The organism is Kitasatospora sp. NPDC034035 (assembly GCF_055575755.1).
The window spans coordinates 103106-127949 of record NZ_JBVISA010000008.1 but is presented as its reverse complement, the minus strand read 5'-3'; the positions used below and the strand labels follow the sequence as shown (position 1 = coordinate 127949).

Genomic DNA, 24844 nt, shown 5'->3' with positions numbered 1-24844 from the left:
GGTCCCCCGGGTGAACCCCGCCGGAACGGAGCCCCCTCATGATCCCCTTCGACGAGGGCCGCGCCCGGCTGCTGCTCGCCCACGCCTGCGAATCCGCCGACCTGCCCGGCTCCGGCGACGCCCGGCTGCTCGCACTCGGCGAGAACGCCGTCTTCGACCTCGGCGACCCGGCCGTGGTCGCCAAGGTCGGCCGCGGCCCCGAGCTGTACGACCGGGCGCACCGCGAACTGACCGTCGCACACTGGCTGGCCGGACAGGGCGTCCCGGTGGTGCGCCCGTTCGACGCGGTCGCACCCGAACCGCAGCTCGCCGACGGGCACCCGGTCACCTTCTGGCACCGGCTCGCGCCCGCCGTCCGCCCCGCCCGCCCGGTCGACCTCGCCCCGCTGCTGCGCACCCTGCACCGGCTGCCGGTGCCGCCCGTCCCGCTCGGCCGACGCGACCTGCTCGCCCCGGTGGAGCGCTGGCTGGCCTCCGCCGAGGGCCACGTCGCCCCGGCGGACGTCGCCTTCCTGCGCCACCGCAGGGACGCCTTCGAAGCCGCCCTGCCCGACCTCGCCCCGCGGCTGCACCCCGGGGTGATCCACGGCGACGCGCTGCCGCGCAACGTCCACGTCGGCCCGGACGGGCCGGTCCTGCTCGACCTCGAGTTCGTCGCCAACGACCTGCGGGAGCACGACCTGGTGGTCCTCGCACTCGCCCACGACCGCTACAGCGTGCCCGACGAGGAGTACCGCGCGTTCACCGAGGCGTACGGCTGGGACGTGCGCGACTGGCCCGGCTTCACCGTGCTGCGCGGCGCCCGGGAGACCGCCAGCGCCTCCTGGGTGGCGCAGCAGGCGGCGAGCAACCCGGCCGCGCTCGCGGAGTTCCGGCGGCGCGTCGACTCGCTGCGGAGCGGGGCCACCGAGGTGCGCTGGTACCCGTTCTGACGGCGGCCCGACGGGCCTCGACCGGCTGGGGTGAGGAGCCCGGTACCCCGATCGGCGGGCGGACGCCAACCGGTACGGGTGTGAGAAGGCTCTTAGAGCGCCGCGGTCCGGCGTGCAACCGGGCCACGTACGCTCGGCGTCCTATCGGACAGTCATCCTGACCCGAGAGATCGGCACCGCACTCGCACCTCAGGAGCCGCCGCCATGCACCGGAACGCCCACCGGACCACCCTCCGCCCCTCCGCCCCGACCCACCCGTCCCGCTCCCGGCGCCGGCTGATCGCGGGCTGCGTCGCGGTGGCCGCCGTCCTGGGACTGACCGCGTGCGGAACCGCCAGCGGGGCGCTGCAGACACCGGGCGCCACGGCCCAGACCGGCACACAGCCGCCGATGGCCGCCCAGCCGAACGGGACGGCGGCGACCACCATCGCACCGACGCCCGGCTCCGACGGAATGCCGCCGGTCGCCGGCTCCTCCGGGTCCACCGGCTCCTCCGCGCCGTCCGCTCCGGCCGCGTCGTCCGCTCCGGCGAAGCCGCGCACGCCCAAGCCGGCGGACCCCTCCTCCCCCGCAGCACCGGCCACACCCGCCGCACCGGCCACCCCCGCCGCGGCCTCCTCGCCCGCCGCGCCGCCGACCACCCCGCCCGAGCACCCCGGGGCGGGCACCGTGATCGGCTCCACCGCCTCCGGCGGCCGCACCGTCGCGCTCACCTTCGACGACGGCCCCGGCCCCGCGACCGGCCAGATCCTCGACCTGCTCGCCCAGTACCACGCCAAGGCCACCTTCTGCGAGATCGGCCAGAACGCCGCCGCCAACCCGGCCACGGTCAAGCGCGTCCTGGCCGCCGGGCACCGGCTCTGCGACCACAGCGTCCACCACCCGCAGCCCTTCGCGAAGCTCCCGCACGACAAAGCCGTGTACGAGATCACCGCGGCCCGGGACATGATCGTCCAGGCCGGCGGCCCGGGCACCCAGGTCGACTGGTTCCGCGCCCCGGGCGGCGGCTTCAACGCCGACAACGAGCAGATCACCGCGAGCCTGGGAATGGGCTCGCTCGGCTGGACCGTCGACCCGCGCGACTGGTCCCGCCCCGGCGTGCCCGCCATCGTCTCCACCGTGCAGAAGCAGCTCAAGTCCGGCGGCGTGATCCTCATGCACGACGGCGGCGGCGATCGCAGCCAGACGGTGGCCGCACTCAAGCAGCTGCTGCCCTGGCTGGTCGCCCAGGGGTACACCTTCGACTTCCCTGCGGCCTGACGGACCGTACCCCTAGGGTGTGCGGCGTGACCGACACCCGCCCGACCCCCGCCGAACTCGTCGCCGCCGTACCGGGACTGGCCCCGTACCTGCGGCCCGCCACCCTGCTCCACCCGTACGCCGCGACGCCCGACCCGCAGGCGAGCCGGATCGGCGGCCCCGCGCTCTGGCCGGCCGACGAACCCTGGCCGCACTGCACCGCCGGGCACCTGGAGGACGAGTACCAGGACGTCTCCGCCGCCGACCGCGCGATCTGGGAGGACATCGACCGCGCGGTGCGCGAGCGCACCCGGGCCGGCGGCCCCGCGCACGTCTTCACCTCGGCCGAAGCCGCCGAGCAGCGCCGGATCATGGGCGACGGCCGCTCCCTCGACCTGGTCAACTGGCGCACCCACCGCATGGTCCCCGAGCGGCCGGCCGCCGGAACGGCCATGGTGCCGCTCGTCCACCTCCGGGCCGAGGACGCCCCGCACCTGCCCTGGCCGGACGGCACCGACCGGCTCCAGGTGATCTGGTGCCCCAACGACCACGACGACCTCCCGAACACGCGCTACTACTACGGCCCGAACGTCGAACTCCACTGGCAGCGCGCCGCCGACCTCGCCCCGGCCACACCCCCGGCACCCCGGCGCAGCGACAAGACGTACCTGCCGACCCCGTGCGCGCTGCGCCCCGAGCAGGTCCGGGACCTGCCCGACCAGGACGAGCTGCCCAGCGAACTCCACGACGCCGCCGAGGAGTTCGCGCAGCGGCACGGCATCGAGTACCACCGCTTCCTGTCCTGCGCGGAGGGCTGGAAGGTCGGCGGCTGGCCGTCCTGGCACTCCACCGACCTGGTCCCGATCGACTGCGGCTGCGGCGCGCGGATGGTCCACCTGCTCACCGTGGACAGCGGCTTGGCGCCGGACGTGTCCGTCGGACGGTTCGGAGAACTGCACGTCTTCATCTGCCCGACGGACCTCACGCACCCGGTGGGCCTGGACCTGCAGTAGGGCCGTCAGGCCGGGCCGGGTCCGGGGGCGGCTCCCGGCAGCGGCGACTGCGGCGGCGATGCGGCTCGGTATCCCGCTTGCAGAAGGTGATCGCGATGACCATCCTCGAGGCAGCGATGCGCCGGCCCATCCCGCCCTACGCTCCCGATCACGAGATCGGCCGCTGAGCCAGCATCGTCAACGACCACGGGGAGCCACGCGCCGCCTTTCGTCCACCAGATCACCAAGTACGACCCTGCCGACCGCGACGAGCACGGCAGCTACACCGGCACCGAGGACTCGACCAGCGACCACGGACCGGTCGAGGCCGCCTATCTGCAAGCGATTGCCGCCTTCGCCGAGGACACCGGCATCGACCGACTGGCCATTCGTGAGCCGGAGATCTCCGGCCTTGCCCACTTCGGCCTGGAGCCGGCGGTCGACGGCCATGGTCTCGCCGGGCTCTTCCCGCCCGACCTCAGCGGGTTCCACGACGGTGCCGAGGTGCCCGTCTCCCTCGGCCTGGAGCTGGTCAGGGCCATGCTCCGCGACAACGGCGCCTGGTGCCGTCTGGAGGTGGAGGACAGGTTCGTCGTGCACGTCGGTTGGGACCAGTACGTCTACGTCAGCAGCGACACGTCCTGCGAGCGCGCCGTTGCCCGCACCCGGGCTCTCGGTCTCTTCCCGGAGCGGCTGGAGGCCTCGCCCTATGACGCGGACGTCGACGAGCCCGGCGTGCAACGTCCCGCCGACGAGGACTTCTGGGCCCGTCTCGGCTGGTCCGTCGCCATGCGGCAGGCAGCGGTACTGGAGGAGGGGTACCTCCACAATGCCTCCCGCTGGCACCGCCTCACCGAGGGCACCCTCGATGCGGTACGCGCCCGGCTCACCCCTCGTGCCCGGTTGACCGTCTGGCCGGACCTGTCCACCGATGTCGACGCGGTCCTTGCCGCGCTTCCCGACCGGGGTTCGGTGGAGTTCGTCTGGGAGGACGAGAACGGAGCCATCTCCGGCACGATGGCCGACGAGTCCGAGTACCGGGAACTGGCCGCCCGGGTGGCAGGCGCCCGTGCCGCGATGGCCCTGCCCTTGGCCCTCGACGAACGCCACCCGCTGTTCACCGCGGTCCTGCCCGACAGCGACGGCGTCCTGCGCGCCCGGTGGAGGACCGAGCCGACCCGGAGCGATCGGGACTGGGCCTTTCTGAGGACTCTCCGCCGCGGGCAGATCGTCACCGGCACGGTCATCAAGATCGCCGACTTCGGGGTGACCTTCGTGGACATCGGCGGCTTCACCGCGATGATCAACATTCCCGAGCTGTCCTGGCACCGTTTCGATCACCCCTCCGAGGTCGTCGCCGTCGGCCAGGAGATCTCGGCCCAGATCCTCGACGTCGACCTGGTGCGCGAGCGCGTGCCGCTGTCCCTGAAGGCCTTGCAGGAGGACCCGATGTCGCCGTTCGCACGGCAGGTCGGCCGGACGGTGACCGGCGCGGTCACCGACTCCGGGGAATGAGCGGCCAGGCCGGCTCGACGACTGCCGTCGGATCCGCGGTACGCCGCAGATAGGCCTGGAGGGAGACCGACTGCTCAGCCGCCGCACGCACCTGAAGGTCATGCAGATCCGCCAGCGGCATCAGGCCCACGGGCTGGTGCTTCTCACCCATGCGCCGCACCACGCGGGCGGCGGCCACGGCATCGGCCCTCGCGTTGTGCGCGTCATCGAGCGACACCCCGTAGTGCGCACACAACGCGTGGAGGGCCCGCTTGCCCTTCCGGTACTTGTCGATGTGCTTGTCGATCACCAGCGGATCGATGACGGGCGAAGGCACACCACCCAGCCGCGCACTGATCGACTCGACCCCGTGCCGCCGACACTCGCGGTCCAGCAGTGACAGGTCGTAGCGTGCGTTCATCACCACCAGAGGCGTCCCCGTGCGCAGCCCCTCGACGACGACCTGCACGATCTCCTCGATGGCCGAAGCAGCCGGCACCCCGTGCTCGCGGGCGTGTTCCGTCGAGATGCCATGGATCGCCGATGCCTGCTCGGGTATGGCTACCCCGGGATTCAGCAGCCAGGTCCGCTCGGCCGAGACGGCCCCGGCCGAATCCAGGCGCACGACCGCCGCCGTCACGATGCGGTCGGTCTCGACGTCGGTGCCCGTGGTCTCCAGGTCGAAGGCCACCAACGGCCCACTGATCCAGCTCATCACGCGGCCCTCGTTCCGGCGTGGGCTGCCGGCCGGCGCCGTGCCTCGCCATGAGACACCCGAGCGGCCCCGACCGTGTCCACGAGCGCGGCCGTGACGATGCGCTCCACGGCCGGGTCGGTGCCCGTGGTCTCCAGGTCGAAGCCGACCAGTGGCTGCTGCCACCAGCTCATCAGGTGTGTCCTTCCGTCCTACCGCTCGAAACAGCCCCTATCATCACCCGACCCACCGACAACCCGACCCACGGGCCGCCCGCTCCCCCTGCCCGGCGGGCCCGGGCTGCTCCTCGGGCCCGAACGCAGGAGCCACCCATGAGCACTGCCCCGAACCTGCCCGGGTGCCCCCTCACCGGCCGGACGAGTCCCACCCGCTGCGGACGATCGGAGACGCGCCAGCGAGGGCGCCGGGCCGTGGGCATCTCGGATGACTACCGGCCGCCAGCCGTCCGGCCTACGGAGGCCTGAGGCCGGTCGCCGACGAATCGTTACTGCCTCAGGCGGCGGGCCTCGGCGAGGACGTCGGCGTCCAGGTCCTCCCGAGTGCGCGTGCCGTAGTCGAGCATGTCGTACTCGTCGTCGAGGCACGAGAGCGGGTCGGACTCGTCGAGCTGGTGCCCCCAGCGCTGGTGCACGACGCGGGTCAGCTCCCGGGGCGTCAGCTCCCCGTCCAGGCAGCGCGCGGCGAGCGCCCGCAGCGCGGCCTCGTCGGCGGAGCGGCTCCCGTTGGGGTGGAAGTCCAGGCCCTGTTCGGCCAGCGCCGGGGGCAACAGCGCGTCCAGGTCGGTGACGGCGTCGGCGTACTCGCAGGCGGCCAGCTCGCGCAGGGCCGGGCCGTCGAGTCCGACGACCAGGGCCTCACAGGCCGCGTCGATCACGGTGCGGCCGGTGGCGGCACCGGTGCTCCAGAGGGCTGCCCAGTTCTGGAGCCGGGTGCGCGCCTGCTCCGGGGTGGTCGCGGGGGTGGGTTCGGGGGCCGGGCGGTGCATGTGGACGTCGATCGGGTCCTCGTGGACGACGGTGAAGCCGTGCCGCTCGTACAGCCGCTGGGCGGCGCTGCCCCGCAGGACGACGAGGCGCACCGGCTCTCCGGCGGCGTCGGCCTCGGCGAGGAGCCGGCGCAGCACGGCGGTGCCGAGGCCGCGGCCCTGGAGGTGCGGGGCCAGGTAGAACAGTTCCAGGTGGCGCCCGCCCTGCTCGTCGGGGCGGACGGTGACGGAGCCGGCGAAGGCGCCCTCGACCAGCAGCACGGACGTCCACCTGGTGGAGAAGGAGTCCGCCACCCGCCGGCGGGAGCGGTCCGGGTCCCAGCGGCCGAGGCGTTCCAGGTCGGCGCGCATGACCTGGTCCTTGAGGTCGGTGATGCGTTCGAGGTCGTCGAACGCGGCGGGTTCCAGGGTCCACGCGGGAAGGCTGTTCACGGCCCGCAGTCTGGCAGCCACCGCACCCCGTGGACCAGCGGTTATCTCACGGCGTGGGCCTCACGGCGTGGGCCTCACGGCGTGGGCCTCACGGCGTGGGCCTCACGGCGTGGGCCTCACGACACGGGCCGGGAGTCCGCCCAGACCCCTTCGAACTCCTCGCGGTAGACCTCCAGCAGTCCCGGCTCGGTGCCGCCGGGCTGCTGACCGGCGCCGCCGCGCAGTACCAGCGCCGGGGACTCCATGCCGCGGGCGCGGCGCAGGTAGGGCTGGATGACGCCGAGGTCGCGGCCCTGTCGGCGGCCGCCGGCCTGGCCGGTGGTCCGGGGGCCCTCGACCAGGTAGGCGGTGAAGCGCGGGGTCTCGTCGAAGACCCGGATCTCGAAGCCGCCCTGGTCGCGCAGCCGGGCCCGGACCCGCCGTACGTGCATGATGTTCATCTCGATCGAGCGGGACAACTCGTTGCGCCCGAGGCCGAGTTCGCGTTCACGGCGGCGTACCGCGCTGCTCGCCGGGTTGAGGAAGAGCAGCCGGACCCGGCAGCCCTCCCCGGCCAGCCGCACCAGGCGCTTGCCGGTGTAGTTCTGACAGAGCATGCCGAGGCCGATGCCGAGCGCGTCGAGTCGTCGGGCACCGTCCAGGAGGTCCTCCACCGGAAGGTCGCGCTGCAGCCGGACGCGGTCGGCGTGCACCGCGACCACGTCCGCGTACCGGCCGGCCACCAGGGACTCCACGACGTCGGCGGGCACCCCGCCCGCGCCGCCGTCCAGGACGGCCAGCAGCCGGGCGGCGGCCCGCTCGGTCTGGGCCAGGACGGTCTGGGTGAGCACCCGGTTGCGGGAGACCACGTGCCGGGCCACTTCCAGCTCGTCCAGGGCGAGTTCGATCTCGCGGCGGTCGGCGAGGTACGGCTCGAAGCAGGGCCAGTGCTGGACCATCAGCTCGCGCAGCTGGGGCAGGGTGAGGAAGACCAGCGGGTCGTCGTCGGCCGGGTCGAGCAGGTAGCCCTTGCGGCGGCTGACCTCGCGCACGGCCCCGGCCCGGTGTGCCCATTCCTCGCCGGCCGGTCCGGCGGCGGCGGTGACCCAGTCCTCGCCGTGGGCGGGGGCGTAGATGGGGTGCAGGACTTCGTCCACCAGGGAGCGCAGCCGCTGTTCGACCAGGTTGAGCCAGACGTAGGCGCGGCCGGACAGCCGCACCCGCTGGTAGGCGTCCTCCCATTCGGCGGCGGACCAGGCCAGTGCGGGTATCTCGACGGGGCCGCTCTGGGCGGGGACCAGCGCGCGGCCGGTCAGGGTGGGGCGCATGACCACCGTGGGCGCCTCGCTGCGGGCCCCGACCCGGTGGGGGCCGTCGGGCCCGGGGCCACGGCCGCCGGCGGGGAACACCATGCGCCACCTCATCTGGTTGCTGCTCGTTCTGCCCCGGGTCCGTCGACTGTCCGCTGACTGTCCGTCGGCAGTGCGCCGGGTCGGCCGGGGCGGCCGGACGATCAAGGGTACTGCCCGCCGCGAGCCGACCGCAGCCGGATGCTCGAGGGCTCCGCCCGCACCACTGGTCCGCACCACCCGCACCACTCTTCACAGGAATGCCCGCCGGACACTCGTTCGGACCAACCCGGGCCGGTTCTCCCGGCCCCCGGGGAAGGGCTCGGGAAGTATGCGGGCTGTGCCGTGCGTCACGGCGCACGAGCACCGCACATGCCCGGCCGCCCGGCCGGGCAGGAGAGCGTCCGAGTCCGGGCAGTCCGTCGGACTTATTGTCGGACCACATGTCAGTTTCCATAGGCAGCAAGGAAGTTGAGGAGTCATGCAGGTCTGGCCTGGTACGCCCTACCCGCTCGGCGCCACCTACGACGGGGCCGGCACCAACTTCGCCGTGTTCTCCGAGAGCGCCGACCGCATCGAGCTGTGCCTGCTCGACGAGGACGGCTCCGAGACCGCCGTCGAACTGCGCGAGACGGACGCCTTCGTCCGGCACGCCTACCTCCCGGGCATCCAGCCCGGCCAGCGCTACGGCTTCCGCGTGCACGGCCCGTACAACCCGGGCCTCGGCCAGCGGCACAACAGCGCCAAGCTGCTCCTGGACCCGTACGCCAAGGCGATGAGCGGGAACATCGACTGGGACGAGTCGGTCTACGGCTACCACTTCGGCGCACCCGAGCGCCGCAACGACCTCGACTCCGCCCCGCACACCATGCACTCGGTGGTGATCAACCCGTACTTCGACTGGGGCACCGACCGCCCGCCGCGCACCGACTACCACCGCACCGTCATCTACGAGGCCCACGTCAAGGGCCTCACCCGGCTGCACCCGGGCATCCCCGAGGAGATCCGCGGCACCTACGCGGGCCTGGCCCACCCGGCGGTGATCGAGCACCTGGCCAAGCTCGGCGTCACCGCGATCGAGCTGATGCCGGTGCACCAGTTCGTCCGCGACCACCGGCTGCGCGACCTCGGCCTGGCCAACTACTGGGGCTACAACACCATCGGCTTCTTCGCCCCGCACTCCTCCTACTCCTCCACCGGCGACCGCGGCCAGCAGGTGCAGGAGTTCAAGTCGATGGTCAAGGCCCTGCACGCGGCCGGGATCGAGGTGATCCTGGACGTCGTCTACAACCACACCGCCGAGGGCAACCACCTCGGCCCGACGCTCTCGCTGCGCGGCCTGGACAACGTCTCCTACTACCGCCTCGCCCAGGACCAGCGCTTCTACGAGGACACCACCGGCACCGGCAACAGCCTGCTGATGCGCAGCCCGCACGTGCTCCAGCTGATCATGGACTCGCTGCGCTACTGGGTCACCGAGATGCACGTGGACGGCTTCAGATTCGACCTCGCCGCCACCCTCGCCCGGCAGTTCCACGAGGTCGACCGGCTCTCCTCGTTCTTCGACCTGGTCCAGCAGGACCCGGTGGTCTCCCAGGCCAAGCTCATCGCCGAGCCCTGGGACCTCGGCGAGGGCGGCTACCAGGTCGGCAACTTCCCGCCGCTGTGGACGGAGTGGAACGGCATGTACCGGGACACCGTGCGCGACCTGTGGCGCGGCGAGAACGCCACCCTCGCCGAGTTCGGCTCCCGGCTCACCGGCTCCTCCGACCTCTACCAGGACGACGGCCGCCGCCCGATCGCCTCCATCAACTTCGTCACCTGCCACGACGGCTTCACCCTGCGCGACCTCGTCTCCTACAACGACAAGCGCAACCAGGCCAACGGCGAGGACAACCGCGACGGCGAATCCTTCAACCGCTCCTGGAACTGCGGCGTCGAGGGCCCCACCACCGACCCGGCCGTCGAGGAACTGCGCGCACGCCAGCAGCGCAACTTCATCGCCACCCTGATGCTCTCCCAGGGCGTGCCGATGCTCTCCCACGGCGACGAACTCGGCCGCACCCAGCTGGGCAACAACAACACCTACTGCCAGGACAACGAGCTCAGCTGGGTGCACTGGCCCGAGGACGACGGGCCGCAGGCACGGCTGCTGGAGTTCACCCAGGGGATGATCTGGCTGCGCCGCGACCACCCGGTGTTCCGGCGGCGGCGGTTCTTCCACGGGCGGCCGGTGTCGGGGCCGTCGTCGGTGTCCGGGCCGTCGGGGGCCGGGCTGTCAGGGGCCGAGCGGCCGGGCTCCGGGCCCTCGAGGTCCGGGCGGCCCGGTGCGGGGGCGCCGGCTTCCGGCGGCTTCGACGACCTCACGGACATCGCCTGGTTCACCCCGACCGGCGAGGAGATGACCAAGCGCAACTGGGGCGCCAGCTACGCCAAGTCGCTGACCGTCTTCCTCAACGGCTACGCGATCTCCGAGCCGGACCGGCGCGGTGGGCGCATCGTCGACGACTCCTTCCTGCTGATGTTCAACGCCCACTTCGAGCCGCTGGAGTTCACCGTGCCCGCCGACCACGGGCAGGAGTGGCAGCTCGTGGTCGACACCGCGCAGGCCCGGCTGCCCGCCCCGGGCACGGGGGCGCGCGTCAAGGCGGGCGACACGCTGTGGCTCATCGACCGCTCACTGATGGTGCTGCAGCGGCCGGCGTAGCGAGACTCCCCGAACGGCGGCGGTCGCCCCTCCGCGACGGTGACGGTCACCGTCCGCGAACGGCGGTGGTCACCTGTTCGGGTCAGCAGCGGGTCTTGGCGGCGGGCTCCCCCGGGTACCTATGGAGCTATGACCTCCGCCGCCGAGCCCGCGCAGTCCCGCCCGGCCGCCACCCCTCCCGGCGGCACGCCCACCGCCAGCTACCGCCTCCAGCTCCAGCCCGGCTTCACCCTCCACGACGCCACCGCCGCCGTCCCCTACCTGGCCGCCCTCGGCGTCTCCCACCTGCACCTCTCCCCGCTGCTGGAAGCCGCCCCCGGCTCCACCCACGGCTACGACACCGTCGACCACACCCGGATCAGCGAGCAGCTCGGCGGCGAGGCCGCGCTGCGCGCACTGGCCGCCGAAGCGCACCGACACGGACTGCGCCTGATCGCCGACGTGGTGCCCAACCACATGGCCGTGCCCGTCCCGGAGCGGCTCAACCGCCCGCTCTGGCAGGTGCTGCGCGACGGGCCCGACTCGCCGTACGCCCGCTGGTTCGACATCGACTGGACCGCCCAGCCCGGCCCCACCGACGCCCCCGGGCGCGGCCGGGTCCTGCTGCCCCTGCTCGGCGACCGGCTCGGCACCGTCCTGGACCAGCTCACCGTCGACGGCGAGACCCTGCGCTACCACCGGCACGAGCTGCCGCTGCGCCCCGGCACCGAGGCCCTGCCGCTGCCCGAGCTGCTCGCCCGCCAGTGGTACCGGCTCGCCTGGTGGCGCCTGGCCCGCACCGAACTCAACTACCGGCGCTTCTTCACCGTCAACGAGCTGATCGCCCTCCGCGTCGAGGACCCCGAGGTGTTCGCCGCCACCCATGCCGTGCTGCTGGGCCTGCACGCCGACGGCGTCCTGGCCGGCTTCCGGATCGACCACCCGGACGGGCTCGCCGACCCGCGCGGCTACCTGCACCGCCTCGCAGCGGCCACCAGCCGGGCGGGGGCCACCGGCGGGGCGACGGGCGCCACCGGCGGGGCGACGGGCGCCACCGGCGGGGCGTACGTCGTGGTCGAGAAGATCCTCACCGGCGAGGAGCGGCTGCCCGAGGACTGGCCGGTCGCCGGCACCACCGGCTACGACGCGCTGCGCCGCATCGACGGCGTGCTCACCGACCACGCGGGCGCCTGCCGGCTGGCCGGGGCCTACGAGTCGTTCCTGCGCGACCCCTCCCCGCACGGCGGCCCCGCCCGGGACCTGTGCGAGGACCCGCACCCGGCGATCGCCGCCGCCCGGCGCGGGCGGGCCGACATGACCCGACCGGACGGCGAGCTCGCCGCCGAGGTCGAGCGGCTGGTGCGGATCGCCCTGCGGATCGGCGCCGCCGAGCCCGCGCACGCCGACCACTCACCCTGGCAGCTGCGCGCCTCGCTCGGGCGGCTGCTCACCGGCTACCCCGCCTACCGGCCGTACGCCCGGCCCGGCGAACAGGTGCCCACCGCCTCGGCGCAGCAGCTGCGGGCGGCCCTGGACGGCTCCGCCGACCCCACCGACCGGCTGGTGGCCGCACTGGCGCTCGGCGAGCTGGGGCGCGGCGCGGACCACGACGAGTTCTGCGTGCGCTTCGCCCAGACCGCCGCGGCGGTGGCCGCCAAGGGCGTCGAGGACACCGCCTTCTACCGCTGGAACGCGCTGCCCGGTCTCAACGAGGTCGGCGGCGATCCCGCCCGGCCCGGGCTGCGCCCGGCGGACTTCCACGACTGGTGCCGCCGGCAGGAGCGTGACTGGCCGCACGGCATGACCGTGCTCTCCACCCACGACACCAAGCGCAGCGCCGACGCCCGTGCCCGGCTCGCCGTCCTCGCCGAGCAGCCGGAGGCGTGGGCCGCCGAGGCCGCCGCCTGGTCCACCGCAGCCGGGCTCCCGGCTGTCGGGCCCGGCGCTGCCGGCCTCGACCGCGACGCCGACTGGCTGCTCTGGCACACCCTGGTCGCCGCCTGGCCGATCACCCCGGACCGGCTGGTCGCCGCCCTGCTCAAAGCGGTCCGCGAAGCCAAGCTGCACACCTCCTGGACCGAGCCCGACCCGCGCTACGAGCGGGCGCTGGAGGAGCGGGCCCGCGCCGTCTTCGGCAACCCCGGGCTGCTCCCCCGGATCGAGGGCACGGTGCACGCCCTCGCCCCGTACGCCCGCTCCAACACCCTCGCCGCCGCCCTCCTCCACCTCACCGTGCCGGGCGTACCCGACCTCTACCAGGGCAGCGAGGAGCCGCTGTACACCCTGGTGGACCCGGACAACCGGGGCGTGGTGGACCTCGGCGCGCTCGCCGTCCGGCTCACCGACTCGGCCACGGCGCGCCCCGGCGACCTCGCCCGCGAGAAGCTGCACCTCACCACCCGCGCACTGCACCTGCGCCGCTCCCGCCCGCTCGGCCCGTACCGGCCGCTGCCCGGCGTGGGCCTCTCCAGCGACCACCTGCTGGCCTTCGCCCGCGGGAACGACGTGGTCACCGCCGTCACCCGGCTGCCGTACGGGCTGGAGCGGGCGGGCGGCTGGCGGGACACCGTGCTGGAGCTGCCACCGGGCGGACCGTGGACGGACGAGCTGACGCTGCGGAGCTTCCCGGCGGGCCCGGTGCCGGTCGCCGAGCTGCTGGCGGCCCTGCCGGTGGCGCTGCTGACGAGGAGGGGCTGATGCCGGCCAACGAGGCGCGGGCCGACAAGGCACAGGCCAAGGAGGTGCCGGCCAAGGAGGATCGGGTCGACGTGGTGCGGGTCGAGGAGGTGCGGGCGTACGAGGTATGGGCGCCCAACGCCGCTTCCCGCGTCCGCGTCGAAGTCGACGGCGTGCCGCACGAGTTGGACCGCTGCACCGACCGTGACGGCTGGTGGTCCGGCGAGGCCCCGGCGGGCGACTACGCCTTCCGCCTCGACGGCGGCCCGCCGCTGCCCGACCCCCGTTCGGCGTGGCAGCCGCACGGCCCGGACGGCCCGAGCCGGCCGGTGGACCACGCCGCGTTCCGCTGGTCCCGGACCGGCTGGCGCGGCCGCGCACTGCCCGGAGCGGTGCTGTACGAGCTGCACATCGGCACCTTCACCGCGCGCGGCACCTTCGACGCCGCCGCCGAACACCTGGACCACCTCGTCGAGTTGGGCGTCGACTTCGTCGAGCTGATGCCGGTCTGCCCGTTCCCCGGCAAGCACGGCTGGGGCTACGACGGGGTCTCGCTCTGGGCCGTCCACGAGCCCTACGGCGGCCCCGAGGGGCTCAAGCGCTTCGTCGACACCGCCCACCGCAAGGGCCTCGGTGTGGTGCTGGACGTCGTCCACAACCACCTCGGCCCGTCCGGCAACTACCTGCCGTCCTTCGGGCCGTACTTCACCGACCGGCACCACACCCCGTGGGGCTCCGCGGTGAACCTGGACGCGCCCGGCTCGGACGAAGTCCGCGCGTACCTGATCGGCAGCGCGCTGGCCTGGCTGCGCGACTACCGCATCGACGGCCTGCGGCTGGACGCCGTGCACGCCCTCGCGGACGACCGCGCGGTCCACTTCCTCGAAGAACTCTCGTACGAGGTCCAGAAGTTGGCGGTCGCGACGAACCGCCCGCTGTTCCTGATCGCCGAGTCCGACCTCAACACCCCGCGCACCACCACCCCGCGCGAGGCCGGCGGCCAGGGCCTCGGCGCCCAGTGGAGCGACGACTTCCACCACGCCCTGCACTGCGCGCTCACCGGCGAATCCCAGGGCTACTACGGGGACTTCGCGCGCGAACCGCTCGCCGCCATCGCCAAAACCCTCACCCGGGGCTTCTTCCACGACGGCACCTGGTCCTCCTTCCGCGGCCGCAGCCACGGACGCCCGTTCCCGGCGGGCGAGGGACACCGGCTGCTCGGCTACCTGCAGACCCACGACCAGATCGGCAACCGGGCGCTCGGGGACCGCCTCTCCACCACGCTCTCCCCCGGCCGGCTCGCCTGCGGCGCCGCGCTCGTGCTCACCTCGCCGTTCACCCCCATGCTGTTCATGGGCGAGGAATGGGGCGCCGCCACCCCCTGGCAGTACTTCACCGACCACACCGACCCGGACCTCGCCGAAGCCGTCCGGCAGGGCCGGCGGCGGGAGTTCGCCGAACACGGCTGGGCCGCCGACGCCGTCCCCGACCCGCAGGAGCCCGCCACCGTCCTGCGTTCCGTCCTGGACTGGACCGAGCCCCGGCGCACCCCGCACAACGAACTGCTCATCTGGTACCGGACGTTGATCCGGCTGCGACGCGAACGCCCGGAGCTCGCCGACCCCGACCTCGGCACGGTCCGGGTGGACTTCGACGAGGCGGCGGGCTGGCTGGTGGTACACCGCGGGCCGTACCGGATCGCGGTCAACCTCGGGCCGGCCGAGGCCGCGCTGCCCCTGGGGGCCGCCGGACTCGAGGTGGTCGCGGCCTTCGGCCGAACGGTTCCCGGCGACCCGGCGGCGCCGGACGGCGCGGCGGTGCGGGTCGGGGCGGCGGTGCTGGACGGGGCGGCGGTGCTGGACGGCTCGGCGGTGCTGGACGGCTCGGCGGTGCGGGTCGGCCCGGACGCGGTGGCCGTGGTCCTGACCGGCTGATCCGCCGACTGATCCGACAGGGACCGACTCACCGGCTGATCCGCGGACTGATCCGACTGGGACCGGCTCACCCCAGGAAGGTGCCGATCCGCTCCCGCAGCGCGGGCGCGTCCAGGCCGTAGGCGGCCAGGTGCTCCGCGATCGAGCCGTAGTGCCGGTGCTCCTCGCGCGGCACGCCGAGGCCCAGCACCCGGTGCGGGCGGTCGGCCAGCGCCTCGTGCGCCTCGTTCGCCGAGGTGCCCGCCAGGTACGGCTCGACCAGCACCACGTCCGCCCGGTCGCCGATCGCCGCACGCAGCCCGGCGGCGTCGAAGGGCCGCACCGTCGCCGCGTACAGCACGGTGACGTCCAGGCCCTCGGTGGCCGCGAGCACCGCGTCCAGCATCGGCCCGACGGCCAGCACCACACCGCGCGAGCCGGTGCGGACGGTGGTGAAGCGGCCCGGCTCGACCGCCACCGGCGCCGCGTTCTGGTGCGCCGAGAGCCGGACGTACACGTTGCGGTCGCCGTCCGCGTAGGCGTGCCGCAGCAGCTGCTCGGCCTCGTCCGGGTGGCCGGGGACGTGGACGGTCCAGTCCGGCAAGGTGTCCAGCAGGGCGACGTCGCCCGGGGACATGTGGGTACGGCCGCCGGCCGGCCAGTCGTAGGAGCCGGCCGCGCTGACCAGGACGGCGCCGACGCCCTGGTGGGTCAGGTCCAACTTGACCTGCTCGAAGGGCCGTTCGATCAGGAAGCTGGCGAAGGTGTGGGCGATGGGACGCATCCCGCTGAGCGCCAGACCGCCCGCGGCGCCGATCAGCAGCTGTTCCCGGATGCCGACGTTGACCACCCGGTCGGGGTGGCGCTCCTGGGCCGGGGTGAAGGCGGCCGCGGTGATGTCGGCGAGCACCACGGCCAGCCGGGGGTCCTCGTCCAGCAGGCGGGTGGTGACGTCGACGAAGCGGTCGCGCATGGTGTCCATCGGTGGGGTTCCCTTCGGGTTCTTGCAGTCTTGGCGTGCGTGCGGCACGTACGTGCCGCACGTGCAGTACGGGGTGGCTGTGGGCGCCGGTGGGGGCTCAGTAGCCCTTGGGCTCCACCCGGGCGACCACCACGTGCGGGCGGCCCGGGTGCTCGGCGGTGTAGGCCCGGTACAGCGCCTCGTGGTCGCGGCCGTCCACCGTCGCGGTCGACCAGCCCTCGGAGGCGAACCGCTGCGCGATGCCGCCCTGCCAGCCGTGCGTGGCCGAGGAGTTGTCGATCACCACCACGTGCAGCCGGTCCAGCCCGTACGCCCCGGCGAAGGCGACCGCCTCGTGGTTGGAGCCCTCGTCGAACTCGGCGTCGCCGACCAGCACCCACACCGCCGGGTCGTCCAGGCCCTGCGCCCGCAGCCCGAGCGCCGTACCGACGCCCAGCGGCAGGCCGTGCCCGAGCGAACCGGAGGCGATCTCCACGCCGGGGATCAGCGTGCGGTCCGGGTGGTGGCCGAGCGGCGAGTCGTAGCCGCCGAAGCTCGGCAGCACCTCGGGGTCGATGAAGCCCTTGGCCGCCAGCACCGCGTAGTACGCCATCGGGCCGTGGCCCTTGGAGAGCAGGAAGCGGTCGCGGTCCTGCTTCTCGGCGGTGGCCGGGGTGACCCGCAGCACCCGGTCGTACAGCACCCAGAGCGCGTCCAGCGTGGAGGTGGCGGCCGGGCCGTGCTTCTCGTCGCCGGTCATCAGGCCCATCAGGGCCGACAGGTCCTCGAACCGGGCCTGGGGGAGAGCCTCGGCCTTGGTCTCGGTCACGGTTTCCGCGGGTGCGTTGATCACTGCGTTCGTCGTCATGACCACGATGGTGCAACTTAAAGCCAGCTTGAGGTCAAGCGGCTACAGTGGGCTCCCATGACCGCCCATCCCGACGGCCGCCGCGCCCCCGGTCCGCACCACAGCGACCTGCTCACCATCGGCCAACTCGCCGACCGCAGCGGCCTCGCCGCGTCCGCGCTGCGCTACTACGAGAGCCTCGACCTGATCCACGCCACCCGCACCGCCGGCGGTCAACGCCGCTACACCCGCGCCACCCTGCGCCGGATCGCGTTCATCCGCGCCGCCCAGCGGGTCGGCCTCTCCCTGGACGAGGCGAGGGTCGCCCTCGACCGCCTCCCCGATCGCCCGGCGCCCAGCCGCGCCGAGTGGGGCCGGGTCGCCGAGTCCTGGCAGAGCCGCATCGACGAGCAGATCGCCGAACTCGAACGGCTGAAGGGCAAGTTGTCCGGCTGCATCGGCTGCGGCTGCCTCTCGCTGTCCCGCTGCGCCCTCTACAACGCCGGCGACCGCGCCGGAGAGACCGGCCCCGGCGCTCGCTACCTGCTCACCCGCGACCCGGCCGCCGGGCCCGAGCCGGTCTCGCCGACCGCCGACGCCTGCGGCGGCCCCCGGGAGGAGCGGTGAAAACTCTTTGCGACGCGGCCGTCGGTCTGCGTACGGTGCGCCCGTGCTGCCCCTGGTACTGACGGACGAGGAACGGGACGCGGTCGTCCCCGACGAGTCGGTGATGCGCCCCGGCGCCGAGGCGCTGTGCGCCCGGCTCGGCGTGGGCGGCCTGCCGCTGGAAGGCTTCCCGGAGGGTTCCGTCCCGGTCTACGCGGTCGGCGACGAGCACGTCCTCAAGCTGTTCCCGGCCTCCGGCGCCCAGGACGGCATCACCGAGGGACGCGTCCTCGGCCGGCTGCACGGCGCGCTGCCGATCCCCACGCCGGAGGTCCGGGAGGCCGGCGAGTACGTCAACGGGTGGCGCTACATCCTGATGTCCCGGCTGCCCGGCGAAGGCCTCGCACCCGCCTGGCCGCGCATCCCGCAGCCCGACCGCGAACGGATCGCCCGCGACTGCGGCGCGGCACTCGCCGCCCTGCACGCCCTCGACCCCGAACCGCTCGCCGACGTCCTCGGCCCCGGCGACTGGCCCGCCTTCGTGGACCGCCAGCGCGCCGGAGCCGTCGCCCGCCAGCGCCAACGCGGCCTACCCGAGGCCTGGTTGGATCAGATCCCCGACTTCCTCGCCACCGCCCCGCTCCCCTCCCCCTCCTCCCCGGCGCGCGCCCTGCTGCACACCGAGTTCATGCGCGAGCACCTGCTCACCGACCCGGCCGCCGGCTGGCGCCTCACCGGCCTGTTCGACTTCGAGCCCGCGATGATCGGCGACCCGGCCTACGACCTCGTCGCCGTCGGCCTCTTCACCACCCGCGCCGACCCGGGGTTGCTGGGCCGACTGCTGGCCGCGTACGGCCGCCCCTTCGACCCCCGCCTGCTGATGGCGTACACGCTGCTCCACGTCTACAGCAATCTGCCGTGGTACCTACGGGAGTTGAAGCCGGCGGCGAGCACCCTGGACGACCTCGCCGAGGAATGGTTCGGAGTGGGTCAGGGCTTCGGATCGGTGCGCAGCAGGCTGTAGACGACCCCGTCCCGCCACTCGCCGTCCCGGAAGGTGGCGCCGCGCCGCACGCCCTCGCGGGTGAAGCCGGCCTTCTCCAGGGCGCGCTGCTCGGCACGGTTGGTGACCTCGGTGTCCGCCTCCAGCCGCATCACCGTCGTGTGCGCGAACAGGTACCGTGCCAGCTGCCGTTGGGCCTCGGTGCCGATGCCCCGGCCGCACAGCTCCGCGCGGAGCTGGATGCCGATGTTCCAGTAGTACGTGTTGGGCCCGGCGTTCACCCGGCGCCAGGAGACGAAGCCCGCGAACTCGCCCCCGGCCCGGACCGCCAGCGCCGACTGCTCGTCGGAGAACAGGCCGTTCTCGGCCCAGAGCCGGCGGAACCGGCCGGGGTCACGCCAGCCGAACCACTGGAACGGCGCCAGCTGTTCGGGCCCGGCGACCAGCGCGTCCAGCTGCGGAAGGTCGGTCTCGGCGATCGGGCTGAGGGCGATCGGTTCGTCGGTCATACCGACCCCAACGGCCCTCACCCGTACGCCGGTTCCTCAGAGCGCGGGCCGGGGGTCGGTGCGCAGCAGGCTGTAGAGCACCACGTCGCGCCATTCGCCGTCGCGGAAGGTCTGCGCCCGCTGCACGCCCTCGCGGGTGAAGCCGACCTTTTCCAGCACTCGCTGCTCGGCACGGTTGGTGGACTCGGTCTCCGCCTCCAGCCGTATCACCGGCGAATGCGCGAACAGGTAGTCGACGAACAGCCGATGGGCCCCGGTGCCGATGGGCCCGGGTGCCGATGCCCCGGCCGCGCGCCCCGGGCAGCAACTGCGCGCCCAGGTTCCAGTACGGGGCGGCCGGGGACGAGCCCTCACCGGAATTCCCTGTACTGCGCCTGGCATCACGTCCGGATCGAGCGGGCGATCCGGAATCCCACGTCGTCGATCCCCAGCGTCGGGTGGCTGCGGCGGCGGACGGAGGCGCGGCAGCTCCAGTGCTCGTCGAACCAGCCGCCGCCGCGCAGGACCCGGTAGCTGCCGTACACCTCGGGGTCGTACAGGTCCCAGCACCACTCCCACACGTTGCCGAGAAGGTCGTACAACCCGTAGGCGTTCGGGAGGAGTTCGCCCACCGCGTGCGGGCGCTCGCCGGAGTTCGCGCGGTGCCAGGCGATCTCGTCCAGCGGGCCGTAGCGCGGGCCGTCCGTACCGGCCCGGCAGGCGTGCTCCCACTCGGCCTCGGTGGGCAGCCGGTAGCCGTCGGCGGCGTGGTCCCAGACCACGTCCTCGCCGTCCGACCGGTAGGCGGGGGTGAGGCCTTCGCGGCGGGAGAGCTCGTTGCAGTAGCGAACGGCGTCGTGCCACGACACGCTGTGCGCGGGGCGGCGGTCGCCGGCCACGCCCTCGTACTGCTCACGGGTGACCGGACAGGCCGCAAGCTCGAATGACGCCACGTCGACGGCCCAACTGCGCTGGGTGCGGCGGTCGGAGAGCGTGACCCGGCCGGACGGTACGGTGATCATCCGGCGATCCTACGGCCTGCTTCCGCGCAGCAGATCGACTGCGCCGCGCTCCGCGAGTTCCTCCGCGTGCGGCGGCAGCGGCGCCCCGACGTTCAGCGGGTGGCGCACCACGGCGAGCGGGAGCCCGATGGCGGCGAGCCTGACCCGGTCGACATCCAGGGCCGTCGTGGCACCCGCCCGCCCGGCCAGCGCGGCGAGCGCCCCCAGCACCCTCCGACCGCCCTCCCGCTCGCGCCGCAAGTGCTCCTCGGACCACTCGGCCTTGCCGAAGGCCTCCGCGCCGTGCAGCAGCACGACGGCGCGCTCGCGGTTGGCCCGGCACCAGGCGACGACCTGCCGCGCGACCGTACCCGCCGCCAGGTGCGGTTCGGGGTGCGCGTCGAAGGCGGGCAGGCAGTCGGCCTGGAACTCCGCCACCGTCCGCAGCCACAACTCGGCCAGCAGCGCCGCCCGTTGAGGGAAGCGGTGGTACACGGAGCCGTTGGGCGCACCACTCTCCCGGGCGACGGCGGACATCGTGACGGCGGCCGGTCCGCCGGCGGCCGCGAGTCGGACGGCGGCGTCGAGGAGGGCGGATTCGTCGTGGCGGGGTGGCCTGGGCATGTAGTGGAGAGTACTCTCCATTTCAATTGGAGAGAGTCATCCAAAACCAGGGGAGGCCCCGGCATGGCCGTGCTCAACATCCACGAACGCACCGTCCCGGCACCGGCGGAGACCGTCGGCGCCCTCATCGACGGCCTCGCCGGCCCGGACGACCTGCTCTGGCCGGGGTCCGCCTGGCCCCGGATGCGCCTCGACGGCCCGCTCGCCGTCGGCGCCGCCGGAGGGCACGGCCCGATCCGCTACACCGTCGTCGGGTACGCGCCCGGCCGGTGGGTGCGCTTCCGCTTCGACGGCCCGCGCGGCTTCGACGGCTACCACGAGTTCACCGTCCACCCGGCGGGCGGGGCCGCCGTGCTGCGGCACACCATCGCGATGCGACTGAGCGGCCCCGGCAGGCTCACCTGGCCCCTGGCGATCCGCCGGCTGCACGACGCCCTGATCGAGGACAGCCTGGACCACGCCGTGCGGGCCTGCGGCGGCACCCTCGCCCGACCCGCCCGCTGGAGCCCGTACGTCCGCCTGCTGCGCCGACTTCGGCAGCGCTGAACCACTGGCGTCCGGGCTGTCTCGCGCCCGAGGATGGGCCTGTCAGTGACGGGACGTCAGGAGGGAAGCGGGCCATGGCGGAAACGAAGGTCAGCACGGTGGTGGAGGCCCCGGCCGAGCGGGTGTGGGAGCTGGTCGGGAGCTTCCACGGCCTCGGCGGCTGGCACCCGGACCTGCCCGAGAGCAGCCTCGGCAACGAGCTGGCGGGCAACGCGATCGGCGCGGTGCGGGTGTTCGAGCTCGACGGCACCGTGCTGCGCGAGACCCTGCTCGGCTACGACGAGGACGCGCGCAGCTACACGTACAGCTTCCCCGACGGGACGTTCCACCTCGACGGCTACCGGGCGACGCTCAGGGTCACCCCGGTCACCGAGCTGGGCGCCAGCTTCGTGGAGTGGAACGCGGCGTACGACGTCGAGGCCGAGCACCGGAAGGAGTCGGGCGATCTGGTGCACGGCGTCTTCGCGTCCGGCCTCGCCGCCCTGCGCGAGCGCTTCGCGGGCTGACCCTCAGATCGGGAGCGCCCACAGCTCGACGGACGACCAGCCGGCCACCGCGGCCGCCGCGCACCCCCAGGCAACCACAGCGGCCCGGCGACCGCGGGCGCGGCCGCGGGCCCGCTGGAAGGCCGCGACCAGGCCGGCGATCGCGGTGACCGGCAGAGCGAGGAAGGCCAGGTACAGGGGCCAGCTCTCGATCGCCACCGCGAACAGGATGCCGACGAGACCCGAAGGGATCGACGCCGCCGCGACGACCATCCCGGCGGCCGCGCAAGCGACCCGGAAACGCTTCGGGTCGCGGAAGAAGGGCGGCACGGCACAGGCGACGACGCAGAGCAGCCCGGCCGCGTACAGGAACACTCCGGCCGTACCGAACCCGTCCGCGATGGCGACCACCGGCAGCAGGAACACGACGACGCCAAGGGCGGACAGCCACCGGGCACTCAGCGGCACCGCATCCATGGCTCCCCCTGCACGCACCTGAACTTTTGAACGTGTTCGAACCTAGCATGCAGGGGGTCATCCGGGACGCCACTATCCCGGTGGCCGCCGCTCGCCCGCGATCCCGGCCAGGACACGGCGCCGAACGGCCGCCGATGCCTCGGGCAGCCAGCACGCCAACTCGGCCTCAAGGCGGCGCCGTTCGGCGCGGAAGAGTCGAGCAAGGCGACTGCGGGAGCAGTGCAGGAACCACCAGTCCCGGATCCGGTCGATCACGCGGGCTCCCCGGAGGGGTTCGCCCAGCGGATGCGGACTTCGCGGTCGCCGACCGGGAGGACGAGGACGGGGTCGGCGGCGAGGTCCCGGATCACGTCGCGCTTGGCGCAGGGGCCGGTGAGGCGGCGCTCCAGGGCGTGGTGCTGGGATCGGGGCATCGGGACGAAGCAAATCGAGGCCCAGATCTTCTCCAACGCGTCGGCACTGAGGGTGACGACGACCGGCAGCTTGACACCCGGGATGTCGATGACGATGTCGTGATCGGCCCTCACGCGGCCACCTCACACCAGACGATCTTGCCCCTGGGCTTGCGCGGGCAGCAGCCCCAGCGCTTGGCGACGGACGTCACGAGGTGCAGCCCGCGCCCGGCCTTGGAGGCGAGGCCGGGCGCGGAGAGGACGGGCACGCGGTCCCGCCGGGCGTCGTGCACCTCGATCCGGAGGCGGGTCGAGTCGACGTCGAGCGAGAGGTAGATGAGGTAGCCGGGCGGCGTCCCGTGCAGGACGGCATTGGTGACCAGCTCCGAGACGACGAGCAGCCCGGAGTCCTGGAAGCGCTCCCCGTCCGGGACGGAGGAGAGGAGAGCGAAGAGGCGGCGACGGGCCTCGGCGGGAGCACGGCGGCTGCGCGGCAGCCAGATGGTGGAGGTCTTTCGAGACATGGCGAAGACACCTTCCAAGCACATGAGTGGAGAAGGCCGGGCGGCCGATTCGACGGCCCGTGCACGTCCGACACGAAGCGCCCATGAGAATGCGCCGTAGCCATACGCCATGCATGTCACACACAGCCAGCGCTCTGTTACTCACAGCATGGAGCATATTGAAGGCTCGACGCAAGGCATGCCGTTGAAATATGAAAACTTTCAGATTCGATGGCAAGGTGCACCCTCTGCGCTTCAGTCGATGGTGGCGAACCGTCACCACTCGCATGCACACTGGTCCCTGAACGTTCTGGAGGGGTTACGTAGATGGCAGTCGCAGTACCAGCCGTGCGATACCGCCGCATCGCTGCCGAGCTGAGGAGACTCCGCGAGCTGAAGAACCTCTCAGCGGAGGAGGTGGCCGCCCAGGTCGAGGGCATCAACCTGGTGAAGCTCAGCAGGTACGAGAACGCCCGCGTCCAGCTGAAGCCCGATGTCGTCCGGGCGTTGCTCGACTTCTACGAGTGCGACGAGGAGCTCAAGGAGGTCCTCGTCGAGATCCTCCGAGACAAGCGCCGCCCCGGCTGGATGGCGGGCTACGAGCAGCTGAACCCGCTCTACACGGATCTGATCCGCCTCGAAGAGACGGCGGTAGGCAACAAGTCGTACGAGTCCGCCTACATCCCCGGACTGCTTCAGACCCGCCAGTACGCTCACGCCATCATCGCCAGTGGCGTGATAAACAAGCCCAGCGTCGAAGAGCGTGTCGAAGTCCGGATCAACAGGCAGTCCGTCCTCACTCGATCCGAGAACCCGCTGAAGCTATGGGCCGTGATCCATGAGGCAGCCCTGACCATGACTGCCGCCCCGGGCGTGATGGCCGACCAGTTGGACAAGCTGCTCCAGTTCAGCCAACTCCCCAACATCAAGGTCCAGATCATGCCGGCCATGGCTCCGCCGCACCCCGGAATGACCGGGCCGTTCGCACTCCTGGAGTTTCGGCAACGCGATCTCGACTTGGTTCTGCTCAGCGGAATGCTCAGCAGTGACTGGGTGGAGGATCCGGACCAAGTCGATATCTATCGAGCGGCGTTCGACGAAATCATGGCAACCGCCCTGTCCCTCGACGAGTCGCGCAACCTCATCACACAGAAGAGAGACACGCTCAAGTGACCCACTTCCCTGTCGCCTCCGCACTCCCCGTGCAGTGGAAGAAGGCAACTGCCAGCAACCCGAACGACAACTGCGTCGAGGTGGCCGACGGCATCACCGGCATCATCCCGGTCCGCGACAGCAAGGACCCCCACGGCCCGGCCCTCACCTTCACCCCCGAGGCCTGGCAGTCCTTCCTCGCCGGCATCCGCTCCGACGACTTCCCCACCACCCTCTGAAGCTTCTCCCGGGCGGCCCCGCGCACCACGCGGGGCCGCCCGGATCACCCCGCATCGGCCTCGGAGGCGGCACAGTAGGCGCGTCCAGCTGGGTCCCAGCAGGTTCATCCGATGATGATTCCATCGCA

At 73.0% G+C, this 24844-nt stretch carries 27 protein-coding genes; 13 read left to right on the top strand and 14 right to left on the bottom strand.

Annotated elements, in window-relative coordinates:
• The first annotated feature begins 38 nt into the window (after positions 1 to 38).
• The 3 genes from ACZ52J_RS13810 to ACZ52J_RS13800 all read left to right on the top strand — a co-directional run bounded on the left by ACZ52J_RS13810 (position 39) and on the right by ACZ52J_RS13800 (position 3184).
• Positions 39 to 932, top strand: a complete 894-nt coding sequence (locus tag ACZ52J_RS13810) for a phosphotransferase enzyme family protein (protein WP_465618490.1) — start codon at positions 39 to 41, stop codon at positions 930 to 932.
• 204 nt (positions 933 to 1136) lie between these two features.
• Positions 1137 to 2192, top strand: a complete 1056-nt coding sequence (locus ACZ52J_RS13805) for a polysaccharide deacetylase family protein (protein ID WP_465618488.1) — start codon at positions 1137 to 1139, stop codon at positions 2190 to 2192.
• A gap of 26 nt (positions 2193 to 2218) precedes the next feature.
• Positions 2219 to 3184 carry a hypothetical protein gene (locus ACZ52J_RS13800; protein ID WP_465618486.1) on the top strand — a complete coding sequence of 322 codons (966 nt, stop codon included), beginning with the start codon at positions 2219 to 2221 and terminating at the stop codon, positions 3182 to 3184.
• A gap of 177 nt (positions 3185 to 3361) precedes the next feature.
• On the opposite strand, the gene ACZ52J_RS13795 is transcribed toward ACZ52J_RS13800, so the two are convergent.
• Positions 3362 to 3613, bottom strand: coding sequence for a hypothetical protein (locus tag ACZ52J_RS13795; RefSeq protein ID WP_465618484.1), 252 nt, complete (start codon positions 3611 to 3613; stop codon positions 3362 to 3364).
• Between the two features lie 54 nt (positions 3614 to 3667).
• Between ACZ52J_RS13795 and ACZ52J_RS13790 the strand changes: the two genes are divergently transcribed.
• The gene (locus ACZ52J_RS13790; protein ID WP_465618482.1) at positions 3668 to 4678 is read left to right on the top strand and encodes a S1 RNA-binding domain-containing protein; all 1011 of its coding nucleotides are present in this window, start codon (positions 3668 to 3670) and stop codon (positions 4676 to 4678) included.
• Here the strand turns inward: ACZ52J_RS13790 and ACZ52J_RS13785 are convergent.
• The 4 genes from ACZ52J_RS13785 to ACZ52J_RS13770 all read right to left on the bottom strand — a co-directional run bounded on the left by ACZ52J_RS13785 (position 4659) and on the right by ACZ52J_RS13770 (position 8180).
• The gene (locus tag ACZ52J_RS13785) at positions 4659 to 5372 is read right to left on the bottom strand and encodes an exonuclease domain-containing protein (RefSeq protein ID WP_465618781.1); all 714 of its coding nucleotides are present in this window, start codon (positions 5370 to 5372) and stop codon (positions 4659 to 4661) included. The two genes, ACZ52J_RS13790 and ACZ52J_RS13785, sit on opposite strands and share 20 nt — an antisense overlap.
• Positions 5372 to 5545, bottom strand: coding sequence for a hypothetical protein (locus ACZ52J_RS13780; RefSeq protein WP_396287925.1), 174 nt, complete (start codon positions 5543 to 5545; stop codon positions 5372 to 5374). The genes ACZ52J_RS13785 and ACZ52J_RS13780 overlap by 1 nt, the downstream gene beginning before the upstream one ends.
• Positions 5546 to 5856: 311 nt before the next feature.
• On the bottom strand, positions 5857 to 6789 hold the full coding sequence (locus ACZ52J_RS13775; protein ID WP_465618480.1) for a GNAT family N-acetyltransferase: 933 nt from the start codon (positions 6787 to 6789) through the stop codon (positions 5857 to 5859).
• Between the two features lie 116 nt (positions 6790 to 6905).
• Positions 6906 to 8180, bottom strand: coding sequence for an SAV2148 family HEPN domain-containing protein (locus ACZ52J_RS13770; RefSeq protein ID WP_465618478.1), 1275 nt, complete (start codon positions 8178 to 8180; stop codon positions 6906 to 6908).
• A 418-nt stretch (positions 8181 to 8598) separates the two neighbouring features.
• On the opposite strand from ACZ52J_RS13770, the gene glgX reads away from it, so the two are divergent.
• The 3 genes from glgX to treZ all read left to right on the top strand — a co-directional run bounded on the left by glgX (position 8599) and on the right by treZ (position 15413).
• A complete protein-coding gene (gene glgX, locus ACZ52J_RS13765) occupies positions 8599 to 10824 on the top strand; it encodes a glycogen debranching protein GlgX (protein WP_465618476.1) in 2226 nt (741 codons plus the stop codon).
• A 129-nt stretch (positions 10825 to 10953) separates the two neighbouring features.
• On the top strand, positions 10954 to 13500 hold the full coding sequence (gene treY / locus ACZ52J_RS13760) for a malto-oligosyltrehalose synthase (RefSeq protein WP_465618474.1): 2547 nt from the start codon (positions 10954 to 10956) through the stop codon (positions 13498 to 13500).
• Entirely contained in the window at positions 13500 to 15413 is a 1914-nt protein-coding gene (gene treZ / locus ACZ52J_RS13755; protein ID WP_465618472.1) for a malto-oligosyltrehalose trehalohydrolase, read from the top strand. Before treY ends, treZ begins: the two co-directional genes overlap by 1 nt.
• A 67-nt stretch (positions 15414 to 15480) precedes the next feature.
• Here treZ and ACZ52J_RS13750 read toward each other — a convergent pair whose 3' ends face one another.
• Together ACZ52J_RS13750 and ACZ52J_RS13745 are read right to left on the bottom strand one after the other, a co-directional pair.
• Positions 15481 to 16374 (bottom strand): transketolase family protein, encoded by an 894-nt coding sequence (locus ACZ52J_RS13750; protein WP_465618470.1) that lies wholly within the window; start codon positions 16372 to 16374, stop codon positions 15481 to 15483.
• Between the two features lie 97 nt (positions 16375 to 16471).
• The gene (locus ACZ52J_RS13745; protein WP_465618468.1) at positions 16472 to 17221 is read right to left on the bottom strand and encodes a transketolase; all 750 of its coding nucleotides are present in this window, start codon (positions 17219 to 17221) and stop codon (positions 16472 to 16474) included.
• A 57-nt stretch (positions 17222 to 17278) separates the two neighbouring features.
• On the opposite strand from ACZ52J_RS13745, the gene soxR reads away from it, so the two are divergent.
• Complete coding sequence (gene soxR / locus ACZ52J_RS13740; RefSeq protein ID WP_465618466.1) at positions 17279 to 17827, top strand: redox-sensitive transcriptional activator SoxR; 549 nt, start codon at positions 17279 to 17281, stop codon at positions 17825 to 17827.
• A 43-nt stretch (positions 17828 to 17870) separates the two neighbouring features.
• Positions 17871 to 18830, top strand: coding sequence for an aminoglycoside phosphotransferase family protein (locus tag ACZ52J_RS13735; RefSeq protein ID WP_465618464.1), 960 nt, complete (start codon positions 17871 to 17873; stop codon positions 18828 to 18830).
• On the opposite strand, the gene ACZ52J_RS13730 is transcribed toward ACZ52J_RS13735, so the two are convergent.
• The 4 genes from ACZ52J_RS13730 to ACZ52J_RS13715 form a co-directional block, all read right to left on the bottom strand.
• Entirely contained in the window at positions 18797 to 19318 is a 522-nt protein-coding gene (locus ACZ52J_RS13730) for a GNAT family N-acetyltransferase (RefSeq protein WP_465618462.1), read from the bottom strand. The two genes, ACZ52J_RS13735 and ACZ52J_RS13730, sit on opposite strands and share 34 nt — an antisense overlap.
• Before the next feature lie 36 nt (positions 19319 to 19354).
• On the bottom strand, positions 19355 to 19528 hold the full coding sequence (locus ACZ52J_RS13725; protein WP_465618460.1) for a GNAT family N-acetyltransferase: 174 nt from the start codon (positions 19526 to 19528) through the stop codon (positions 19355 to 19357).
• A 170-nt stretch (positions 19529 to 19698) separates the two neighbouring features.
• Positions 19699 to 20319 (bottom strand): formylglycine-generating enzyme family protein, encoded by a 621-nt coding sequence (locus ACZ52J_RS13720; protein WP_465618458.1) that lies wholly within the window; start codon positions 20317 to 20319, stop codon positions 19699 to 19701.
• 9 nt (positions 20320 to 20328) lie between these two features.
• On the bottom strand, positions 20329 to 20922 hold the full coding sequence (locus ACZ52J_RS13715; protein WP_465618456.1) for a TetR family transcriptional regulator: 594 nt from the start codon (positions 20920 to 20922) through the stop codon (positions 20329 to 20331).
• Between the two features lie 63 nt (positions 20923 to 20985).
• On the opposite strand from ACZ52J_RS13715, the gene ACZ52J_RS13710 reads away from it, so the two are divergent.
• Complete coding sequence (locus tag ACZ52J_RS13710) at positions 20986 to 21468, top strand: SRPBCC family protein (protein WP_465618454.1); 483 nt, start codon at positions 20986 to 20988, stop codon at positions 21466 to 21468.
• A gap of 74 nt (positions 21469 to 21542) precedes the next feature.
• Positions 21543 to 21974, top strand: a complete 432-nt coding sequence (locus tag ACZ52J_RS13705) for an SRPBCC family protein (RefSeq protein WP_465618452.1) — start codon at positions 21543 to 21545, stop codon at positions 21972 to 21974.
• 3 nt (positions 21975 to 21977) lie between these two features.
• Here ACZ52J_RS13705 and ACZ52J_RS13700 read toward each other — a convergent pair whose 3' ends face one another.
• From ACZ52J_RS13700 to ACZ52J_RS13690, 3 genes are all read right to left on the bottom strand, one after another.
• Entirely contained in the window at positions 21978 to 22430 is a 453-nt protein-coding gene (locus tag ACZ52J_RS13700) for a hypothetical protein (protein ID WP_465618450.1), read from the bottom strand.
• Positions 22431 to 22681: 251 nt separating this feature from the next.
• Complete coding sequence (locus ACZ52J_RS13695; protein WP_465618448.1) at positions 22682 to 22957, bottom strand: hypothetical protein; 276 nt, start codon at positions 22955 to 22957, stop codon at positions 22682 to 22684.
• A complete protein-coding gene (locus tag ACZ52J_RS13690) occupies positions 22954 to 23346 on the bottom strand; it encodes an ATP-binding protein (RefSeq protein WP_465618446.1) in 393 nt (130 codons plus the stop codon). Before ACZ52J_RS13690 ends, ACZ52J_RS13695 begins: the two co-directional genes overlap by 4 nt.
• 306 nt (positions 23347 to 23652) lie before the next feature.
• Between ACZ52J_RS13690 and ACZ52J_RS13685 the strand changes: the two genes are divergently transcribed.
• Positions 23653 to 24498 (top strand): helix-turn-helix domain-containing protein, encoded by an 846-nt coding sequence (locus ACZ52J_RS13685; protein ID WP_465618444.1) that lies wholly within the window; start codon positions 23653 to 23655, stop codon positions 24496 to 24498.
• Positions 24495 to 24716 (top strand): DUF397 domain-containing protein, encoded by a 222-nt coding sequence (locus ACZ52J_RS13680; protein ID WP_465618442.1) that lies wholly within the window; start codon positions 24495 to 24497, stop codon positions 24714 to 24716. The genes ACZ52J_RS13685 and ACZ52J_RS13680 overlap by 4 nt, the downstream gene beginning before the upstream one ends.
• The last annotated feature ends 128 nt before the right edge of the window (positions 24717 to 24844 follow it).

Bases quoted from the DNA above. Each gene is read 5' to 3' on its own strand.
- ACZ52J_RS13810 (WP_465618490.1), top strand. From the start codon at position 39: ATGATCCCCTTCGACGAGGGCCGCGCCCGGCTGCTGCTCGCCCACGCC.
- ACZ52J_RS13805 (WP_465618488.1), top strand. From the start codon at position 1,137: ATGCACCGGAACGCCCACCGGACCACCCTCCGCCCCTCCGCCCCGACC.
- ACZ52J_RS13795 (WP_465618484.1), bottom strand. From the start codon at position 3,613: ATGGCCGTCGACCGCCGGCTCCAGGCCGAAGTGGGCAAGGCCGGAGAT.
- ACZ52J_RS13785 (WP_465618781.1), bottom strand. From the start codon at position 5,372: ATGAGCTGGATCAGTGGGCCGTTGGTGGCCTTCGACCTGGAGACCACG.
- ACZ52J_RS13780 (WP_396287925.1), bottom strand. From the start codon at position 5,545: ATGAGCTGGTGGCAGCAGCCACTGGTCGGCTTCGACCTGGAGACCACG.
- ACZ52J_RS13770 (WP_465618478.1), bottom strand. From the start codon at position 8,180: ATGGTGTTCCCCGCCGGCGGCCGTGGCCCCGGGCCCGACGGCCCCCAC.
- glgX (WP_465618476.1), top strand. From the start codon at position 8,599: ATGCAGGTCTGGCCTGGTACGCCCTACCCGCTCGGCGCCACCTACGAC.
- treY (WP_465618474.1), top strand. From the start codon at position 10,954: ATGACCTCCGCCGCCGAGCCCGCGCAGTCCCGCCCGGCCGCCACCCCT.
- treZ (WP_465618472.1), top strand. From the start codon at position 13,500: ATGCCGGCCAACGAGGCGCGGGCCGACAAGGCACAGGCCAAGGAGGTG.
- ACZ52J_RS13750 (WP_465618470.1), bottom strand. From the start codon at position 16,374: ATGGACACCATGCGCGACCGCTTCGTCGACGTCACCACCCGCCTGCTG.
- ACZ52J_RS13745 (WP_465618468.1), bottom strand. From the start codon at position 17,221: ATGACGACGAACGCAGTGATCAACGCACCCGCGGAAACCGTGACCGAG.
- soxR (WP_465618466.1), top strand. From the start codon at position 17,279: ATGACCGCCCATCCCGACGGCCGCCGCGCCCCCGGTCCGCACCACAGC.
- ACZ52J_RS13730 (WP_465618462.1), bottom strand. From the start codon at position 19,318: ATGACCGACGAACCGATCGCCCTCAGCCCGATCGCCGAGACCGACCTT.
- ACZ52J_RS13720 (WP_465618458.1), bottom strand. From the start codon at position 20,319: ATGATCACCGTACCGTCCGGCCGGGTCACGCTCTCCGACCGCCGCACC.
- ACZ52J_RS13715 (WP_465618456.1), bottom strand. From the start codon at position 20,922: ATGCCCAGGCCACCCCGCCACGACGAATCCGCCCTCCTCGACGCCGCC.
- ACZ52J_RS13710 (WP_465618454.1), top strand. From the start codon at position 20,986: ATGGCCGTGCTCAACATCCACGAACGCACCGTCCCGGCACCGGCGGAG.
- ACZ52J_RS13705 (WP_465618452.1), top strand. From the start codon at position 21,543: ATGGCGGAAACGAAGGTCAGCACGGTGGTGGAGGCCCCGGCCGAGCGG.
- ACZ52J_RS13700 (WP_465618450.1), bottom strand. From the start codon at position 22,430: ATGGATGCGGTGCCGCTGAGTGCCCGGTGGCTGTCCGCCCTTGGCGTC.
- ACZ52J_RS13690 (WP_465618446.1), bottom strand. From the start codon at position 23,346: ATGTCTCGAAAGACCTCCACCATCTGGCTGCCGCGCAGCCGCCGTGCT.
- ACZ52J_RS13685 (WP_465618444.1), top strand. From the start codon at position 23,653: ATGGCAGTCGCAGTACCAGCCGTGCGATACCGCCGCATCGCTGCCGAG.